The organism is Amphibacillus jilinensis Y1 (genome assembly GCF_000306965.1).
In the GTDB taxonomy this organism is placed as follows: Bacteria; Bacillota; Bacilli; order Bacillales; family Amphibacillaceae; genus Amphibacillus_C; species Amphibacillus_C jilinensis.
Genome location: NZ_JH976434.1, coordinates 1,333,721 through 1,354,248, shown reverse-complemented (window position 1 = coordinate 1,354,248; position 20,528 = coordinate 1,333,721). Strand labels below are relative to the sequence as shown.

Annotated in this window: 16 protein-coding genes, 1 tRNA gene and 1 other annotated feature; of the genes, 5 read left to right on the top strand and 12 right to left on the bottom strand. The window is 36.9% G+C overall.

Annotated elements, in window-relative coordinates; translation table 11 throughout:
• Positions 1-288 precede the first annotated feature (288 nt).
• From B494_RS0106740 to B494_RS0106720, 5 genes are all read left to right on the top strand, one after another.
• Positions 289-735, top strand: a complete 447-nt coding sequence (locus B494_RS0106740) for a YbaN family protein (RefSeq protein ID WP_017471620.1) — start codon at positions 289-291, stop codon at positions 733-735.
• A 337-nt stretch (positions 736-1,072) separates the two neighbouring features.
• The gene (locus tag B494_RS0106735; protein WP_277422583.1) at positions 1,073-1,948 is read left to right on the top strand and encodes a helix-turn-helix domain-containing protein; all 876 of its coding nucleotides are present in this window, start codon (positions 1,073-1,075) and stop codon (positions 1,946-1,948) included.
• A 57-nt stretch (positions 1,949-2,005) separates the two neighbouring features.
• Complete coding sequence (locus B494_RS0106730) at positions 2,006-2,944, top strand: FAD:protein FMN transferase (RefSeq protein WP_017471618.1); 939 nt, start codon at positions 2,006-2,008, stop codon at positions 2,942-2,944.
• Between the two features lie 25 nt (positions 2,945-2,969).
• On the top strand, positions 2,970-3,578 hold the full coding sequence (locus tag B494_RS0106725) for an NADPH-dependent FMN reductase (protein WP_017471617.1): 609 nt from the start codon (positions 2,970-2,972) through the stop codon (positions 3,576-3,578).
• A 17-nt stretch (positions 3,579-3,595) separates the two neighbouring features.
• On the top strand, positions 3,596-4,777 hold the full coding sequence (locus tag B494_RS0106720) for an NAD(P)H-dependent oxidoreductase (protein ID WP_017471616.1): 1,182 nt from the start codon (positions 3,596-3,598) through the stop codon (positions 4,775-4,777).
• Between the two features lie 131 nt (positions 4,778-4,908).
• Here B494_RS0106720 and proC read toward each other — a convergent pair whose 3' ends face one another.
• The 12 genes from proC to gyrB form a co-directional block, all read right to left on the bottom strand.
• Positions 4,909-5,727, bottom strand: coding sequence for a pyrroline-5-carboxylate reductase (gene proC, locus B494_RS0106715; protein WP_017471615.1), 819 nt, complete (start codon positions 5,725-5,727; stop codon positions 4,909-4,911).
• A 38-nt stretch (positions 5,728-5,765) separates the two neighbouring features.
• Positions 5,766-6,431: a DUF1129 family protein gene (locus B494_RS0106710; RefSeq protein ID WP_241211408.1), complete on the bottom strand. Its 666-nt coding sequence runs from the start codon at positions 6,429-6,431 to the stop codon at positions 5,766-5,768.
• A gap of 6 nt (positions 6,432-6,437) precedes the next feature.
• Positions 6,438-6,767 (bottom strand): PadR family transcriptional regulator, encoded by a 330-nt coding sequence (locus B494_RS0106705; RefSeq protein ID WP_017471613.1) that lies wholly within the window; start codon positions 6,765-6,767, stop codon positions 6,438-6,440.
• Positions 6,768-7,191: 424 nt separating this feature from the next.
• Positions 7,192-7,284, bottom strand: a tRNA-Ser gene (locus B494_RS0106700).
• 64 nt (positions 7,285-7,348) lie between these two features.
• The gene (gene serS / locus B494_RS0106695) at positions 7,349-8,623 is read right to left on the bottom strand and encodes a serine--tRNA ligase (RefSeq protein WP_017471612.1); all 1,275 of its coding nucleotides are present in this window, start codon (positions 8,621-8,623) and stop codon (positions 7,349-7,351) included.
• A 199-nt stretch (positions 8,624-8,822) separates the two neighbouring features.
• Positions 8,823-9,035, bottom strand: a binding site (T-box leader).
• Between the two features lie 39 nt (positions 9,036-9,074).
• On the bottom strand, positions 9,075-9,662 hold the full coding sequence (pdxT, locus tag B494_RS0106690; RefSeq protein ID WP_017471611.1) for a pyridoxal 5'-phosphate synthase glutaminase subunit PdxT: 588 nt from the start codon (positions 9,660-9,662) through the stop codon (positions 9,075-9,077).
• 28 nt (positions 9,663-9,690) lie between these two features.
• Positions 9,691-10,575: a pyridoxal 5'-phosphate synthase lyase subunit PdxS gene (pdxS, locus tag B494_RS0106685; protein ID WP_017471610.1), complete on the bottom strand. Its 885-nt coding sequence runs from the start codon at positions 10,573-10,575 to the stop codon at positions 9,691-9,693.
• Positions 10,576-10,869: 294 nt separating this feature from the next.
• Complete coding sequence (locus tag B494_RS0106680; RefSeq protein WP_017471609.1) at positions 10,870-12,201, bottom strand: serine hydrolase; 1,332 nt, start codon at positions 12,199-12,201, stop codon at positions 10,870-10,872.
• Between the two features lie 339 nt (positions 12,202-12,540).
• Positions 12,541-14,013, bottom strand: a complete 1,473-nt coding sequence (gene guaB / locus B494_RS0106675) for an IMP dehydrogenase (RefSeq protein WP_017471608.1) — start codon at positions 14,011-14,013, stop codon at positions 12,541-12,543.
• Between the two features lie 500 nt (positions 14,014-14,513).
• Positions 14,514-15,605 (bottom strand): HD-GYP domain-containing protein, encoded by a 1,092-nt coding sequence (locus tag B494_RS0106670; protein WP_017471607.1) that lies wholly within the window; start codon positions 15,603-15,605, stop codon positions 14,514-14,516.
• Positions 15,606-16,075: 470 nt separating this feature from the next.
• On the bottom strand, positions 16,076-18,553 hold the full coding sequence (gyrA, locus tag B494_RS0106665) for a DNA gyrase subunit A (protein ID WP_017471606.1): 2,478 nt from the start codon (positions 18,551-18,553) through the stop codon (positions 16,076-16,078).
• Positions 18,554-18,598: 45 nt separating this feature from the next.
• The gene (gene gyrB, locus B494_RS0106660; protein ID WP_017471605.1) at positions 18,599-20,521 is read right to left on the bottom strand and encodes a DNA topoisomerase (ATP-hydrolyzing) subunit B; all 1,923 of its coding nucleotides are present in this window, start codon (positions 20,519-20,521) and stop codon (positions 18,599-18,601) included.
• Positions 20,522-20,528: the final 7 nt, after the last annotated feature.

Sequence of the window (20,528 nt, the reverse complement as noted above, 5' to 3'; positions counted from 1 at the left end):
ACAAGCACAGAGTTGAGGGCTTCAGACTGAATGGTGTCTATTATAATATTCGGATTCTCGCAATTTCTCTTTCGTTAAGTTCCAACTTCTTTCTTATGCGATCCTACCTAACAATTATTTGAGAAAACAGATTATCTCTTTTTAACTTTATCGTTAGCTTTAAACCCCTTTACAGAGTAATTTCCGCATAGAGGTATCAACATATAAACTTGACAGCTCATTTTTGTGATGTTATAAGTAGAGCATTGACCAGAGCTTTTCTCAAAAAATAGGATATAGGTGAATGGAATGAATTTTAACTATTTTAAACGTATACTATTTATTATATTAGGTTCTATTTGTCTAATCTTAGGTACAATTGGTATATTTCTCCCCATTTTACCGACTACCCCCCTATTATTATTGACAGCTTTCTTATACGTGAGAAGCTCGAATCGATTGTATAATTGGCTGATTCACCACCCTGTATTTGGAGCATTTATTTATTGTTATGTGAAATATAAAGCTGTACCACTTAAAACAAAATGTTGTGCGATTATCATTCTTTGGCCCTCAATATTATTTTCAATTTATCTTATTTCAAACCAAGTATTTGGAGTAATGCTTATTGTTATTGCAAGTATAGTAACCTTTTACATTGCAACATTGAAGACCTTACCTAAAGAAGAAATCATAGAGGTGAAAAAGCTCCATAAAATGTATCGCGAAAAAAAAATTGATACTAAAATAAGTTAAAGCGTTACCCATTTAGGGCAACGCTTTTTTAGTTTATATATTTTTTTATATAAATCAAATGAACTAACCTTTCTTATCTTTAACCCCTATACTTGCTCTTTTAATAAAATGTTTATCACTTACTAAAAAGCTGCTAGAACTATATTATTCATACAAATATCAATTAAATGTTAGAAAGCTCTAATTAAGAAATGTTCAAAATGTTCAAATTTAAAAGTTTATTTTATATACTTTTTTATATATTCCATTGACAAATGTTAGCTATAATTATATGCTTTTGAAAATGTGAAATAAAACACAAAATTAAATTCGTTTATTCTATTAACCTAACAAAGGAGTGATCAAAATAAATATTGAGCAGTTTATTAAGGCTCGTAAAGCAATGGGATTATCACAAATTGAACTTGCCGAAGGGATCTGCACTCAGGCGACACTCAGTCGATTTGAAAATAATGGACAAGTCCCTAATCTTAAAATCCTAATCAAACTCTGTAATCGACTTCATTTGTCATTGGATGAATTATTCCCTAAAGTTGGCATTAGTTACTCAGAAACTGTCGAAAAAATGAATAAAGCAGAGTTTTTCTTAATTACGAGTAAATATGAAAAAGCTCAAGCTTTAATTAAGAGTATTTCCATCGATTCGATTGAGGACTTAAACCTTGTTTTACGTTATCACTATTTAAATGGCTTTATTATGATTTTCCAGAGCTACTCTGTTACAGATATTCTTTTTACTTTTGACCAGGTCCTATTGGAAGAAGAAACAAAGGAATCACATATTTTTCGCCTTCTTGCTTATACAGGCATTGGAATGGTGTATACACGTGAAGATGACTTAGAAAAAGCAGAGTTCTATTTTAATAAGGTGCTCGAAAAAATTTACAACTATCCAGCAAAAAATATGGAAGATACTTGGCGGGTTCTTAACATTGTTTTTCAATGTGGTGTTTTTTATTCTAAAATTCATGAACTTGAAATTAGTGATGCTTTACTTAACTATGCTGTTTCCATTTGTTCAGACAATCATGTTACTTATTATCTCGCACGTGCTGCGATTCAGTTAGCTAAAAATGCAATTATTAAACATGAATCTAAACAAAAGATATTAGAACTTATTTATGATGCACGCGCTTATTCAAAAATTAATAAAAATGAAATTGCATTAAAAGAATTAGCCCAATTGGAACAAGGGGTATTAGAACGCAGTTAATATGAATCTTTTTTTATAGAGACTTTAGAAATTTATAGGGGGGATTGATTTAACCCAATGAAAAATCAAACAACCCTACGCATGATGGGTACGGTGATTGATCTCATGATTGAACACCCCAAAAGCGCTAATATCTTAAATAAACTGATCCAGAAACTAACGATTTATGAAAAACGCTTTAGCGCTAATGATCCTGACTCAGAATTGATGGCTGTTAACCAAGCAGCTGGTGTAACACCGGTCAGTGTTCACAAGGATCTCTATCAGTTGATTAAAGTCGGTAAAGAACATAGCATCTGTGAAAATAGTTTTTTAAATATTGCGATTGGACCTCTCGTTCAAACTTGGCGAATTGGTTTCAATGATGCCAGAATACCCACTGAAGAAGAAATAATGACAAAACTTAAATTAACGAATCCGCATGCCATTCTATTAAATGATCAAGACAGATCTGTTTATCTAAAAGAGGCTGGTATGTTAATTGATCTTGGCTCTCTTGCTAAAGGTTTCATTGCAGATTTAGTAATTGAATATTTAAAGAAACTTTGTGTCACCTCTGCCTTAGTTAATTTAGGAGGAAATATAATGACTCTTGGTCGATCTAGAGAGCGAACATCAGGGTTATTTTGCATCGGTATTAAAGACCCAACGGCTGCTCGCAATCAGTATCTATTAGCAGTTAATGTTTATAATCAGACTGTCGTTACTTCAGGCATTTATGAACGCAATATGCAAAAAAACGGACATATATATCATCATATACTAGATCCTAACACCGGCTATCCAGTCACCACAAATGTTATAAGTTTAACCATTATTTCAAAAGCATCACTTGATGCTGAAATATGGACAACACGCCTATTCGGTAAATCTGCTAAGGAAATTATTGAATACTTAGAATTATTAGAAGGCATCAGTGGGATTATTGTGACAACTAATCACACCATCTATTACTCAAAGGAATTAGAAGAAAGAATCATACACTTTAATTATTAATTGTTAAACGGAGAGGAAGAAAAATATGAAGAAATTTATTGGTCTTGTTGGAACAAATGCCGATCACTCAACCAACCGGATGCTACTACAATTTATGCAAAAAAAATTTAAGCAACAAGCGGACATTGAGCTTATGGAAATTAGAGACATCCCCATCTTTAATAAACCAGAAGATAAGGTTGTTCCTAATATTGTAAAGGAGATGGCAGAGAAAATTGAACAAGCTGATGGCGTTATTATTAGCACACCTGAATATGATCACTCTGTTCCTGCTTCATTGATCAATGCACTTAATTGGTTTTCTTATGGAATTTTTCCATTTGTTGATAAGCCTGTTATGATTACTGGTGCATCGTATGGCACACTTGGCTCATCGCGTGCACAATTACATTTACGACAAATTCTTGATGCACCAGAACTAAAAGCGCGTATCATGCCAAGCTCAGAGTTTCTTTTAAGTCACTCCCTTCAAGCATTTGATGAAAATAGTAATTTGAAAGATAATGATCAAGTTGAAAAATTAACAAGATTATTTGAAGATTTTCTAGTATTTGTTGAACTTGTAAATCAATTAACGCATGCACACGGCGATAACAAAAAAGAAGCTGAAAATTTCTCTTGGGAAAATATTTAAGATAGGAGCTGTAAATAATGAAAATTGTTGGTATTGTTGGATCAAATGCAGAAGTGTCATATAATCGTTTATTACTCAACTTTATTAAAAAGCAGTATAGTCAATTATTTGATTTAGATGTTATAGAAATTAAAGACATTCCTTTGTTTAACCAAAGTGATAATCAAACGGAAAGTGCACCCATTCAAAAATTAAATAAAAAGATTACTGAGGCAGACGCAGTCATTATTGCTACTCCTGAACATAATCATACCATTCCTGCTAGTCTTAAAAGTGTCATCGAATGGTTATCATTTGAGATACACCCACTAGAAAATAAGCCGGTCATGATCGTGGGTGCTTCTTATTATGATCAAGGTTCATCACGTGCCCAACTCCATTTACGTCAAATTTTAGATGCACCCGGTGTAAATGCACTTGTAATGCCGGGAAATGAATTCCTATTAGGTAAAGTTAAACAAGCCTTTGATGAAAATAATAACTTAAAAGAACAAAATACAATTAAATTCTTAGAAAGTACCCTCAAAAAATTTGTTCAGTTTGTCCAATTAGTGACTCGTCTAGATGAATCAAGTGACCAACCACTACCTGAAGAGGATTTACATGTGACGAATACAATTGATACAACTATTAAAGACGTTAATATGTCTGCTGAGGACTGGGTTGAACAAGCCGCGAAGAAGGTTAATGCGGTTGAAGGGGATACATACGTAAAACTAAATCGTGGTATTTTAACAGTTGATCAAATCAATACATTCCTTGCTTCAATGCCAATGGAATTAACATTTGCAGATAATAACAACCAATTTTTATACTATAACTACACTAAACCAGCTGAAGAAATGTTAGCTGATCGAGTACCTGGACAAGTGGGTAACCCACTCGCCTTATGCCATCCAGAACGCTCTCTTAAAAGTGTCGAATGGGTTATTCAGCAACTACGTTCAGGTAAACAGGATGCTGTGCGAGTTCATGTACCAACACATGGTCCTGATAAATTTGTTGTTCATAACTATCAAGCAATGCATGATGATCAAGGCAACTATGCTGGGATTAATGAATATGTTCTAGACTTTAAGCCTGTTGTCAATTGGTATCTGAAGCAAACCGGTCAAAAACTAGAAGGGAGCACAGATTCTCTATCTAACAGCCCCAAACATGATGTTGATGCTGGTTCAGGTGCAACAACAAAAGGTTAAAAACTTAACATATTAAATAAATAACGTCCCCCTTTTCAATGATAAGGGGGACGTTACAATATTGAATAAGTTTATACTTCTTTAAGCAAAGAAATAATTTAAGTTAAGTCCATTAAGCACTGCACTGATTCCTACTTAGTTTCTTCACCTAGCTGTTTAGATCGTTGATAAGCTCGTTTAATAGCTACTTTCATTGAATCACCAACATGAGCATCCATTAACGCGTTTAAACCTGCTTCTGTGGTCCCTGCTGGGCTCGTTATCTTTTTACGTAGTTCAGCTGGAGAATCCTCTGATCTGCGTAACATTTCCGCTGCACCTAAAATCGTCTGTTGAATAAATGGCATTGCATCCTCTTTGGCTAAACCTAACTCTAACGCCGCTTGTTCCATCGCTTCAACAATGTAGTAGAAATAAGCCGGCCCGCTTCCAGCAATAGCTGTAATCGTATCAATATCTGGCTCGCTTACCTCTTTAACCATACCAACTGTACCTAAAATCTTATTGGAAATCTCTATGGCATTCTCATTTGCAAAATCACCTTTGGCAATGGCTGTCGCACTTAATCCTATTGTTGCAGAAGTATTTGGCATTGCCCGAATGACTGACACATCTTTCTCTAACATCTTGACAATATATTGCGTTGAAATACCAGCCATAACTGAAATAATTAGCACATCTTGTTTAACGATTGACTTCAATTCAAATAAAACGGCTTCAGCATCCTTTGGTTTAACCGCAAGAATGATAATATTTGCTTCAGCGACCGTTTCCAGCAAATTTTCACATACGTTAATACCATAGGTATGCTTCATATACGTCAATTGCTTTGGATTTCCTTTGTTTGTTGCCGTAATTGAAGAGGCCGGAATATCTCCATCATTTATAATCCCAGCAATAAGGGCCTCCGCCATGGCACCCGCACCAATAAAAGCGATTTTTTCAGACATTTAAATTCCTCCTTTGCACTAAGCTGAACATGTTCAAACTATGCTTTTTTTCTAAGCCATTGACCGACAAAGAACAATATAACACCAATAGGCATTAACCAGTATACCTCAAGATTAATCATTACTCCAAACGAAGGCATAAAATAAAATAGTACGATAAACAATCCAAAAGGAATGATACCAAATATGACCCCCGCAAATATTCGTTCAGAGACTTTAGACCCTGAGTTGAAACACGACCATCTTAAGTAACGAATCATTCCGTAGATAACAATGGCCGCAATGACTACAGAACTAAAACTGTTAACGAGTACGGTTCCAAGCGAATAGGTTCGACTGGTTTGAATATGATCAAACAGAAAAGACAAAAGCATGACTAAAAATCCTTGAAAAAATGTGGATGTTGCAAAGAAATAACATACCCCCATACCGAATAAACACAAACTTTTTTTAGTAACCGTTTTGGGTAGTTCTCCAATAATTTCATCAGCATAACCACGTGGATTATCACCAAATAATTCACTAGCATCTCGATCTTCTTTTTGTAAAATTAACAAATGATCAAGTAATTCCATTAAGATTTCTTCGGTCTCTTGCTCAGACTTACTAAAAGATAACCGAACGTACACCAAGATATCTTCATAAATCTGCTTGTTTTTTTCATTAAGTAACTCACGTTTTTGATTATTTTCTTCAATCAACATCTCCACTTATTCGTCCTCCTTCTCTTCTAATAAGCGATCTACGGGATATTTTAGATTTTCCCAATGCAATCGAAATGCTTGCAACGACCTTTTTCCTTTATCAGTTAATTGATAATATTTACGATTAGGTCCATTAGGCGATTTTCTTATTTCTCCAATAATGCGTTCCTCTTTTTGTAATCGTAACAAAATAGGGTAGATTGAACCTTCACTAACATCAATACCTTGTGTCTGTAATTTGACAGCAAGCTCATATCCATACACCGTTTCCCTAGCCATGATCGCTAAAATACAACCTTCTAAAACACCTTTCAATAATTGGCTTCCAATTGCCATTCTTTCACCTACCTTGCATTGCAATATAGTATGCGAGATTAAACAGACCTTCAGTGAGGATTACAGAATTTTATCTATAATAAAAATGCTTCATTAAGATCATTTTAGATTAATCAGATCGCACCACTATCTTGCTATACCATATAGTAGTTATAGTAAACGATTTTTTGCGATCATGCAAGTATTTTCTTTAGCTATAAAACGAACCCTTCAATCAGTGGCGTTTTCGTTCTTCGCCCACTGATTGTTCGTTAAGTGAATCAGGACATGAGCGTCAGTTATCAACCACCTCTATAAATTTACCTCTGTTCGCTATATTGAGGGGGGACCGACGATTTTTTGTGATAAAAAACAAAAAGAAGCTTCATCAGTCGATACACTGACAAAGCTCCTTATTATATCGTCTAAGTTATAGGTATAATAATGGCGGAGGAAGAGGGATTCGAACCCCCGCGAGCCGTGAAGCCCCTGTCGGTTTTCAAGACCGATCCCTTCAGCCGGACTTGGGTATTCCTCCGTGAACTGACGACAAGATTTATAATATCAGTTCTTATTATCCCTGTCAATATTATTTGATCATTTTATTGTATTGTTTCTTTTCCACCCATATAAGGTCGAAGAACAGTGGGGATTGTCACACTGCCATCTTTATTCTGATAATTTTCTAATATCGCGGCCACCGTACGACCAATTGCTAAACCCGATCCATTTAACGTATGAACAAATTCAGGCTTTGCCTTTTCTTCACGGCGAAAACGAATCCCCGCACGACGTGCTTGAAATGCTTCAAAGTTTGAACAAGATGATATTTCTCTGTACGTGTTATTGCTTGGCATCCATACTTCAATATCGTATTTTTTGGCAGCGGTAAAACCTAAATCACCCGTACACATACTCATCACACGGTAGGGTAACGCTAATAATTGTAATACCTTCTCCGCATGACTCGTTAATTCTTCTAAAATTTGATAAGAATCTTCTGGTTTAGCAAATTGAACCATTTCCACTTTATTAAATTGATGCTGCCGAATTAATCCACGGGTGTCTCGGCCAGCAGATCCTGCCTCTGAACGAAACGAAGCGCTAAAGGCTACAAATTTCTGTGGTAAGTCTTTAATTGATAAAATATCATCTCGATAATAATTGGTTACAGGTACTTCTGCTGTTGGAACTAGGAAATATTCCCAATCTTCAATTTTAAAAGCATCTTCTTCAAACTTAGGAAGTTGTCCTGTCCCAGTCATACTTGTACGATTGACCATATACGGAGGTAACATTTCTCGATAGCCATGTTGATCAGCATGCAAGTCCATCATAAAATTTAGCAACGCACGTTCAAGACGTGCACCTAAACCTGTATAAAAAACAAACCGACTTCCTGTTACTTTAGCAGCACGTTCAAAATCTAATAAATTGAGGTCTGTCGCTACATCCCAATGCGGTTTCAAATCAAAGTCAGGTTGATTGACTTCCCCCCACTTACGCACTTCTACATTATCGTCTTCTGTTTCCCCAATCGGGGTCGACGCATGAGGGAGATTAGGAATAGAAAGCATTAACTGTTCAAGCTTTTCTTCAACATCCTTTAACTTTGCATCGATTTCTTTAATTTGGTCACCAACTGCCCGCATTTCCTGAATCATCGCCTCAGCATCTTGTTTCTGTTTTTTTAATGTTGCAATTTCTTTCGACACTTCATTGCGCTTCGCCTTTAATTCTTCCGTTTTTGCAATATAATCCCGGCGTGATTGATCAAGTGATTCAAATTGATCAAGATCAGATAAATCTTCTCCTCGATATTTCAATTTCTCTTTGACTTCATGAAAGTTTTGACGTAAATACTTAATATCTAACATTTTAATTCCTCCTCATAAAAAATTTATTACTTAGTGATCAAATGATTAATGACTGTCATCCCAAGACGTCAGATGGGCTATTACTATAAGCATTCCCGTTATCACCCACCTAAATAAATCCACCTCTGTTCTCTATTTTGAGGGGTGTTTTACCAGCGATTATCTGTGATAACAGAAAAAAACCCTCATCCCTAATAAATAAAGGGACGAGAGTTTTTTCCCGCGATACCACCCTGATTGGAGACGAAGTCCCCCGGCTTTGCTTAGAAGTAACGGCTCTGAAACCGGACATGTTTGTCGACCACATGTCACTCAAGGATGGATTCACCAATCTATTGTGCTGGTTTCCACCAACCACCAGCTCTCTTTAGTAGCAAACAGAAAGGTTACTAATTCCTCTCAACGTATTGTACTTATAACGTTTTTTTATATCATAGCGAAAACTCTCTAATTATGCAAGCTCTTTTTTTACATCTTCGACCATTTTAACAAAATAGCGGGTTAAACGATCATCTTCTGTTAGCTCTGGATGAAATGCCGTGCAAAGTATTGTTCCTTGCCTTGCTGCAACAATGGCTCCGTTATACTTAGCTAGTACTTCAACATTTGCCTCTGCTTTTATGATATATGGTGCACGGATAAACACGGCTTCAAAATCCGGGGCAACACCCTCGATGGCTAACGTCGCCTCAAAGGATTCACGTTGTCTACCAAATGCATTACGTTCAACTTTAATATCCATTAATGCGAGATGGGGCTCTTGTTGCCCAACGATCTCCTTCGCTAACAAAATTAATCCAGCACACGTCCCAAAGATCGGCTTGCCTGCATTGCTAAATTGTTGAAGTGGTTGTAAAAAGCCATATTGATTAATAAGACGTCGCATCGTAGTGCTTTCGCCACCAGGTAAGATTAAACCGTCTATCTCAGCTAGTTGCTCTACCTTTTTAACAACAACTGCCTCAGCACCACTTCGCTCTATCGATTTAATATGTTCTCTAACTGCACCCTGCAATCCTAGTACACCTATTTTTGTCATATATTATCGTTCCTTTATCTATACTAAATTACCAACCACGATCCTGCATACGCTGTTCAGGGGCAATAGAGCTAATCTCTAGGCCTTTCATGGCTGTTCCAAGTCCTTTTGATATATCAGCGATTAATTGATAATCTTGATAGTGCGTTGTTGCTTCAACAATAGCTTTAGCAAATTTAGCGGGTTCATCAGATTTAAAAATACCTGAACCTACGAAAACACCATCAGCCCCTAACTCCATCATTAACGCTGCATCAGCTGGTGTTGCCACACCACCGGCAGCAAAGTTTACAACAGGGAGACGACCGTTTGCCTTAATGTCTAGAAGCACTTGATAAGGTGCGCCCAAATCTTTAGCAAATGTCATAATTTCATCTGTCGACATACTAATAAGTTTACGTACTTGTCCGTTGACTTCTCTCATATGACGTACAGCTTCTACAATATTCCCTGTGCCAGGTTCGCCCTTTGTTCGTAACATTGACGTCCCCTCGCCAATCCGACGTGCCGCTTCACCTAAATCACGGCATCCACAGACAAAAGGCACTGTATATTCTTTTTTATTTAAATGATAGACCTCATCAGCTGGTGTTAATACTTCACTTTCATCAATATAATCAACACCCATGGCTTCTAAAACACGTGCTTCCACAACATGACCAATTCGAGCCTTTGCCATAACAGGTATCGAGACAGCGTTCATCACTTCTTCAACAATGGTTGGATCAGCCATACGCGCGACACCACCTGCCGCTCGAATATCTGATGGAACCCGCTCCAATGCCATGACGGCTACCGCTCCAGCTTCCTCTGCTATCTTTGCTTGTTCTGCATTGACGACGTCCATAATAACGCCACCTTTTTGCATTTCTGCCATACCTCGTTTGACACGATCTGTACCTAAATTAGCCATTCCATATCCCCCTATTTGTTTTGTATTCGCTCACTTATTTTAAGAGCAAACGCTTGGATTCCTCTTTTAATTAGCTAACATTTTATCCTACCCGTGCTTGATGTGCAAGCGCGTTTTAAGATTTTAGCGATAATTCGAGCAAAGGTGACTTAAGCTGATCAATTGAGAAAAAGAAGTCACGATGCCATCGATATGATCTCATCTGTTCTTTCGTAATTGTCTTCAGCTATTTTTATCGTTCCCTAAATTTGAGAAGAAAAGGTTCAAGAACAACTTATGCTCTTGAACCTTTGTCTAAAACCAACCGGTTACAGCCTCTACCAAATTTGAAAATAGGTTACTAAAGAAACTACCAATTGCCCCCATCGTAAGCATAAACCAATTCGCACGTTCGACTTCGGCAACAGCAACCAAATCAACCGTTTGATTAGATTGGTCAGGATAAATATTACCATATTCGACGTTTCCTTCATAAATTAACCTTGCTTTACCAACACTTTCTCCTTGTTCAATTGGCGCAATGAGTTGACCATCGTCAGTTAATTTATCTTCATCAAAGACATACTCAATCGTATAAGCATCTTCTTCACCATTACGAACCATAGCCGAAAGGTTCTCAGCTAACTCTACCTCTACTTGACTATCTTTTCCTTGGCTAACTTCAATAACTGATTGATCATCTATTTGATACCCTTCAGCAAAAAGCTCTATTTTACTAAATTGCTCAAAACCATAATCGAATAGCTTACCTGTTTCTTTAAAGCGTGCGCCATAGCTATCTGTTCTCATGACAACGGACACCAGACGTTGACCATCTCGCTCAGCAGTACCTGTAAAACTATATCCTGCTTCTGTTGTAAAGCCCGTTTTCAAGCCATCAACACCTTCATAATAATACTGTGAAAAATTATCGTTGTTCCATGGTAACATCCAGTTTAAATTCTCTAGTTGTTCACCATCGAGTTCAGAACGTAACGTACTAGAAAACTCTAGCACCTCTGGATAATCATTAACTAAATGATAGGCTAATATCGCAGTTGATCGTGCAGATATCAAATTATCAGCATCCGGGGCAGTACCTTCAGGATAGTTGTCACCTAAGCTTGCATTATTTAAACCTGTTGCATTGACAAACTCAAAATCAGTTAAACCTAACGCTTCACCTTTAGCATTCATCATTTTGACAAATTCACTTTCAGAACCTGCAACCAACTCAGCTAAAGCAATGGTCGTAGCATTATCAGAAATAATCGCCATACCTTCATAAAGTTGTCTTACATTATAATCTTGATTTTGCGTTAAACCAATTCCAGAAAAAGAATTATTAGCTGAAATACTGTATGGGTAGTCACTAATTTGTATTGTCGTATCCCAATCAATTTGGCCTTCATTAATAGCCTCTAAGACCAAATATTCCGTCATCATTTTGGTCATACTAGCCGGTGGCAATTTCATATCAGCATTTTTCGCAAATAGAATTTCTCCTGTTTCTGCATCTATTAAAATAGCAGATTCTGCTTCAATATCTAATGTCTGTGCGTAAACGTGTTTAACGCTCACATCAATAATACCGACTAATAACATCGTTGCTAATAGACTAACGAAAATTTTTGTTATATTTTTCAACTTCCATTACCTCCACAAAATTTGTTCCACTTCGTTATTCTATCATATTCCTATCTTTTTAGATATCTACTTTTGTCTGTATTTTCTACCAAATAATCACTTCATTCTAACAAAATTAAGATAAATTTTTTTGTTTTTCTTTCACTGTTTGGTCGTTGAGAAAGTCAAGACACTAGCAGTGATAAAAGCAGGTAAGATAGATTTCCTCACCTGCTAGCGTTATTTCAATTACAACAGTCATTTTTCATATCAAACTTTAGATTGTACTTTTCACTTCTTTTTTTAAATTTTGTGATGGTTCGTTACTAAGACTAAAAACGATTGGCGTTTGTCGAAGCCTTACTGTACAGAATAATTCGGTGCTTCTTTGGTAATTTGGATATCATGTGGGTGTGATTCTCTTAAACCTGCACCGGTCATACGAATAAATTGTGCTTGATCACGGAAGGTATTTAAATCTTTTGCCCCACAATACCCCATACCTGAACGCAATCCTCCTAATAGTTGATGGACGGTATCGGCTAACGGACCTTTATAAGCGACACGCCCTTCAATACCCTCAGGTACCAACTTCTTCGCATCATCTGTATCTTGGAAGTAACGATCTTTAGATCCCGATTTCATCGCTGAAACAGAACCCATGCCACGATAAACTTTGTAACGACGACCTTGGAAGATTTCTGTTTCACCTGGACTTTCGGTTACACCTGCAAATAAGCTCCCTAACATGACCGCTTGAGCACCGGCTGCAATGGCTTTAGCAATATCACCAGAATATTTAATACCACCATCTGCAATAATAGGAACACCATATTGATCAGCGACTTTTGCACAATCATTAATCGCGGTAATCTGAGGAACTCCTACACCAGCTACCACTCGCGTCGTGCATATTGAACCTGGTCCAATACCAACTTTAACGATGGAAGCACCTGCTTCAATTAGTTCCTTCGTTGCGTCAGGTGTTGCTACATTACCAGCAATAATATTAAGATCAGGATACTTTTCTCTTACACGTTTTACTTGCTCAATGACACCTTTAGAATGACCATGAGCGGTATCAATAACAACGATATCAACGCCTGCTTCAACAAGCTTGTCGATACGTGTCATTGCATCAACGGTTACACCCACTGCTGCACCACATAACAAACGACCTTGACTATCTTTAGCAGAATGAGGAAACTCAATAACCTTCTCAATATCTTTAATAGTAATTAATCCTTTAAGTACACCTTGTTCATCAATAAGAGGTAACTTTTCAATACGATGCTTTTGAAGAATTTGACTTGCTTCTTCTAATGTCGTACCAACAGGAGCTGTTACTAAATTTTCACTTGTCATGACTTCGGAAATTTTAATTGAATAGTTTTCAATAAAACGAAGATCACGGTTGGTTAAAATGCCTACAAGTACTTGATCAACCTTATTATTAACAATAGGGACACCAGAAATTCTAAACTTACCCATTAAATGCTCTGCATCAAACACTTGATTATCTGGCGTTAAGAAGAAAGGATTCGTGATCACACCACTTTCTGAACGTTTGACACGGTCAACATGTTCTGCTTGTTCTTCAATCGACATGTTCTTATGAACAATACCCAAACCACCCTGTCGTGCCATCGCAATCGCCATCTCAGCTTCAGTAACAGTATCCATCCCAGCGCTAATAAGTGGAATATTTAATGACAACTGTTCTGTTAAGGTCGTCTGAATGGACACATCACGTGGTAATACTTCTGATTTAGCTGGTATTAATAATACATCATCAAACGTTAAACCTTCTTTTGTAAATTTGTCCTCCCTCATTCTTGTTCCTCCTTATTGATTAGCTTTATTTATCTATACAAGCTTTTCTTATTGTTATTTACAATACGATAACAAAATTAGTTTTTCAACCTTTTTTAAGCATAGATTGCAACTTTTTAAAAATTAAGCTTAAATCGAGATAAAAGTAGTCAAATGACTGAATTTTCAGTGAAATATAAGAGGAAAGCGAGCTTTTTAAGTTGTTAAAAAATATAACAAACATCATTTAGTGAGTGTTCTCGTTCTTCGCCCACTGATTGTTAATTTAGCGGATCAGAACATTAGTGTTCGTTTTCACTCGCCTAAATAGATTTACCTCTGTTCTCTATTTTGAGAGCGGGTTTACGAACGCTTATCTGTGATAAATGATTAATCAAATTTGAAAAGCATTGGGGAGGATATCTTAAGTGAGATAAGCATTTTGAACACGCTCATTCGATTCGCTTAATATAAAAAAGTCACATCACAGCTAATTAAATGGCTATCATGCAGCTTTTCAATTATTTAATAAGATGATTAATCATCAACTGATCATTTTCACCAATTGAGATTATTTGGTTCGTTTCGGTCAATTGGATCATCGTTTCTGGTAAGTCCTCATATTCTAATGCGACAAGTGTGCCTATTGTTCCATCAGATAGATAAACTTTTTCACCCAATAACGCGTCTTCCAAACTTGTAATAAAAACATTTAAATAGCGACGATCGAATTGGTGATTCACTTGTTTTTTCATTGTTGAAATGACAGAAAAGAATAAACACTTATCTTGATAATACCGATCTGCTGTCATCGCATGATAAGCATCAGCAATCGCAATAATTTTGGCATAGGGATGAACTTTATCACCAGGTACACCGAGCGGATAACCTTGGCTATCTATTCGCTCATGATGCTGTAAAACAGCTAATTTTACTGCCTTTGCTAATGTTGGGATCTTTTCAAGGTAACGATAAGAATAGGTAGGATGTTTTTTTATTTCTTGATAATCATGATTAAGTAACTTACCGTTTTTTTCGAAATGTGCTTTATTTAGCTTAGCCATTCCACTATCAGCCAGTAATGCAGCTATACTAATTTGTATCCATTCCTTATCAAATCCTAGGCGTTTTGCTAAAATAGCAGTTAATAAACTCATTGAAACACTATGGTGATAAAAATAAGATTGCTTTGTTGATTGGTTAGCAATCAACAAAATATCAGCATGATTGTGATCGACACGTTCTAACAACGGTAAAATCATTTGTCTCACTTGATGCATATCGATTACTGCACCATTTTGCCATTGTTTAAACATTTGTTGATAGTCTTTAACAACTTGATGATACTGGTCAAGGAAAGTAGGCAATGAAGGTTGATCATGTTCAGCTTTGCTTTGCTGCGTTTTGTCAGCAAAGTCTTGGTCTGGCTGAAAAGATTGACCATTAGCTAATTTAGATGAGACTTCAACCTGAGTGACTAAAAAGCTGTTTAGCACTTTCATGTGCATATCTGTAACAATTGTCCCTTTAAGCACAATAGGGCGATTGTTTTGTCCATAAACATCTGTCTTCACAATACAATTTGGTACAAGTTGATTAGGATGTACAAGCAATAGGTTCACCACCTGAGCATAAGATTTGTAAGGCTTGGCACAATAACGTCTTAGATAAAACAACCTTCAATCAGCGCGCGAAGGCCTACAGGACGTTGCCACACGATGCGGCGGTTTTAGTCTACGCTCTTACCCACCCACTGATTGTTAGTTGATCCGATCAGAACATCAGCATCCGTTATCGCCCAATTCAATAGATTTACCTTTATTATCTATTTTAATGGATGTTTTATGGATGGTTATCTGTGTAAACACAAAGATAACCTCAGCCGCCGGCACGTCCCCGCGACTATAGGATGTCATAAAGTTAGATCCTGCCACAAAAGGTGACAGGAATCATTTATGCTTCAACGATGTGGAGGAGACGTGGATCTTCAGATAGTTCGATTACGCATTTATTTTGTACGGTTATTTTCCAAGGGCACAACACATTCGATTGACAGAAACAAAATTGAAAATAATTGATGTGATTACTCTTCTTCTTGCACTATTTGATTCTCTTCGTCTTCTTCGACTTCTTTTTGTTCGATGCTAGCTACTGTAGCTACTCTTTCATCATCTTGCAAACGAATTAACCTTACACCTTGGGTATTTCTTCCCGTTTTTGAAATACTATCAACAGACATTCTAATTAGCACACCTGATACGGTCATAATCATCAGATCTTCCTCACCACTAACAGCTTTCACAGCAACAACCTTACCGGTTTTTTCAGTGATATTACTTGTAGAGACCCCTTTACCACCACGATTAATCATTCGATACTCTTCGGCTGGGGTTTGCTTCCCATAGCCATGCTCCGTGACGTTTAAGACGTAATCATCTTCTTCAATAATTTCCATAGAGACGACTTCATCGCCTTCACGCAACGAGATTCCTTTCACACCAGCGGCGGTTCTACCCATTGATCGAATTTGAGTTTCTTCAAAGCGGATTAGTGAGCCTTCTCTAGTGGCGATCATAATATCCTTCTTACCATCTGTTAACCGCACAGAAATCAACTCATCTTGCTCACGTAAATTTAACGCGATTAAGCCACCTTTACGAATGTTTGCAAATTGACTGAGTTGCGTACGCTTTGAAATACCGTATTTTGTTGTGAAAAATAAGTACGACTCTGACTCAAACTCATGTACAGTAATGACGGCATTGATCCATTCACCTTTCTCAATTTCAAGCAAATTGATTATTGGCAAACCTTTAGCCGTACGGCTAAACTCTGGAATTTCATAGCCTTTCAGACGATAGACTTTTCCTTTATTAGTAAAGAATAAGACGGTATCGTGTGTTGACGTAGAGACTAAATGTTCAACAAAATCGTCCTCGTTTGTATCCATCCCTTGTACTCCACGGCCACCACGGCGCTGTGTACGATATGTGGAAGATGGTAAACGTTTTATATAACCTTTATGGGTAAGTGTGACAACAATATCTTCTTCAGGAATTAAATCTTCATCTTCAAAGAAATCAACGCCTCCAGAAACAATTTCTGTTCGACGTTTATCATTAAAACGTTCCTTTATTTCTTCTAGCTCTTCACGAATAATTTCAAGAACTTTTTCCTCATCTGCTAAAATAGCCTTGAGTTCTGCAATGGTATTGATCAATTCTTTATACTCGTTTTCAATCTTGTCACGTTCCAAGCCTGTTAATCGTTGTAAACGCATATCTAGAATCGCCTGGGCTTGTTTCTCAGTTAATTGATAGTGAGTCATTAGCCCTTCACGTGCCTCATCCGCTGTTTTTGATTGTCTAATTAATTGAATGATCGCATCAATATGATCGAGTGCTATTCTTAAACCTTCTAATATGTGAGCACGTGCTTCTGCTTTTTCTAATTCATAAGCTGTTCGACGTCTAATAATCTCTTTTTGGTGTGCTAAATAATGTTCAAGTGCTTGCTTTAATGTCAGAACTTTCGGTTGTCCATCAACTAGTGCTAACATGTTAATCCCAAAAGAGGTTTGCAAAGAGGTTTGCTTATATAAATTATTTAATAAAACATTAGGGTTGGCATCTCGACGCAATTCAATGACAATACGCATCCCATTCCGATCAGACTCATCTCTTAGATCAGTAATACCTTCAATTTTCTTATCACGAGCTAATTCAGCAATTTTTTCAACGAGCTTTGCTTTATTCACTTGATAAGGTAGCTCAGACACTAGAATACGGGATTTACCATTTGCTTGTTCTTCAATTTCTGCTTTCGCTCGAATAGTTATTGATCCTTTACCAGTTTCATAAGCCTTTCGAATACCAGAACGACCTAACACCATTGCACCGGTAGGGAAGTCAGGACCTTTAATATGATGCTCCATCAACTCGTCGACCGTAATATCTGGGTTTTCACTAACGGCTAATACAGCATCAATGGTTTCCCCCAACTGATGCGGTGGCATATTTGTAGCCATACCGACGGCAATACCTGATGCACCGTTTACTAGTAAATTTGGAAAACGAGCAGGTAATACTTTAGGTTCACGTTCAGAACCGTCATAATTGTCCGTATAATCAATGGTATTCTTATTAATATCACGTAACAGTTCCATTGATATTTTAGACATTTTAGCTTCTGTGTAACGCATAGCCGCTGCTGGATCACCATCTACAGAACCAAAATTCCCATGACCATCAACAAGCATATAACGATAACTAAAATCTTGAGCCATCCTAACCATTGCTTCATACACAGCAGAATCACCATGCGGGTGATATTTCCCGATTACATCACCAACAATACGTGCCGATTTTTTATAGGCTTTATCTGCATGCATACCAAGATCATTCATCGCATATAAAATACGACGGTGCACAGGTTTTAAACCGTCACGTACATCTGGTAAGGCACGAGCAACTATAACACTCATTGCATAATCTAAAAAAGATGTGCGCATTTCTTTTCCAATATTTATTTCTTGTACTTGGGGACGTTGGTTATCCACCATTCAATTACCTCCTATCCAACTGAGGAACATATACTCATCCATCGATTATATATCTAAATTTTTCACATAAACTGCATTATCTTGAATAAAATTCCGACGCGGCTCTACTTTATCACCCATTAACATATCAAAAATTTGATCAGCTTCAATGGCATCATCTAAATTTACTTGAAGAAGGGTACGATTGTCCGGATCCATTGTTGTTTCCCATAGTTGAGTGGCATTCATCTCTCCTAGACCTTTATAGCGCTGTAAGCCAGGTTTAGGTTGTTTTGGCAATTCACTTATAATACGTTCCATTTCTTTCTCATTATAAGCATAGTAAGCAGCCTTCCCTTGTTGGACTTTATACAATGGTGGCTGGGCAATATAAATATAACCATAATCAATCAATGGACGCATATAACGGTAGAAAAAGGTTAATAATAACGTACGAATATGCGCACCATCAACATCGGCATCTGTCATAATGACAATTTTATGATAACGTGCTTTCTCAATATTAAAATCTTCACCTATTCCTGTTCCCATTGCGGTAATCATCGAGCGAATTTCGTTGTTTGATAGGATTTTGTCTAGTCTTGCTTTTTCTACATTTAAGATTTTCCCGCGTAATGGAAGGATCGCTTGAAAATGACGATCACGTCCTTGCTTTGCTGAACCTCCAGCTGAATCACCCTCGACAATATACAGCTCACTAATTGAGGCATCACGTGAAGAACAGTCAGCTAGTTTACCGGGTAGGTTAGAGATTTCTAAGGCACCTTTTCGACGCGTTAATTCTCGTGCTTTCTTAGCCGCAAGACGTGCGCGAGATGCCATTAACCCTTTTTCAACAATGATTTTAGCTGTATCTGGGTTCTCGAATAAAAAGGTTGAAAACAGCTCGCTAAATGATGAATCAGTAATCGTTCGTGCTTCACTATTCCCTAACTTTGTTTTGGTTTGTCCTTCAAATTGAGGATCGGGGTGTTTAATAGAAATAATTGCCGTAAGTCCTTCTCTGACATCATCACCAGTCAAATTCGGATCATTTTCTTTAAATAAATTATTTTTACGAGCATAATCATTAATCACACGTGTTAATCCTGTCTTAAAACCAGACTCATGCATACCGCCTTCATATGTATGAATATTATTAGCAAAGGAATAAATGTTACTAGCAAATCCATCATTATACTGAATCGCTACTTCAACATTAATGCCTTGATCTTCTTTTTCAGCATAAAAAGGTTCATGAAGCACTTCTTTAGATTGATTTAAATACTCAACATAAGATTTGACTCCACCTTCATAGTGAAATTCTTCTTTTTTAACTTCATCAGAACGTTTATCTTCAATGCTTACACGTAACCCTTTATTTAGAAAAGCCAATTCGCGTAAACGATAAGATAACGTATCATAATTGTACACTGTCGTCTCTTCAAAAATGGTTTCATCTGGAGTGAAATGGGTCCGTGTTCCTGTAATATCAGTTTCACCGATGACTTTTAATTCCGTATTTAATTTTCCTCGCTTGAAATCTAAATAGTAAACTTTTTGATCGCGATGTACATAAACCTCGAGAGAAGTTGACAGAGCATTAACAACTGAAGCACCAACGCCATGTAAACCTCCAGAAACTTTATAGCCCCCGCCACCAAACTTACCACCAGCATGTAAAACTGTCATAATAACTTCTACAGCAGGACGACCGGCTTTCTCGTGCATACCAACTGGTATACCACGACCATTATCTATAACTGTAATGCTGTTATCTTTTTCTATGATGACTTGAATATGATCACAATAACCAGCAAGTGCTTCATCAATACTATTATCAACAATTTCCCAAACTAAATGGTGCAGACCACGTTCACTTGTAGAACCAATATACATCCCTGGTCGCTTACGAACAGCCTCTAGTCCTTCTAATACTTGTATTTGACTTTCATCATATTGTTGTTCATTTAAATTGTTTTCTTGCATTGTCAAT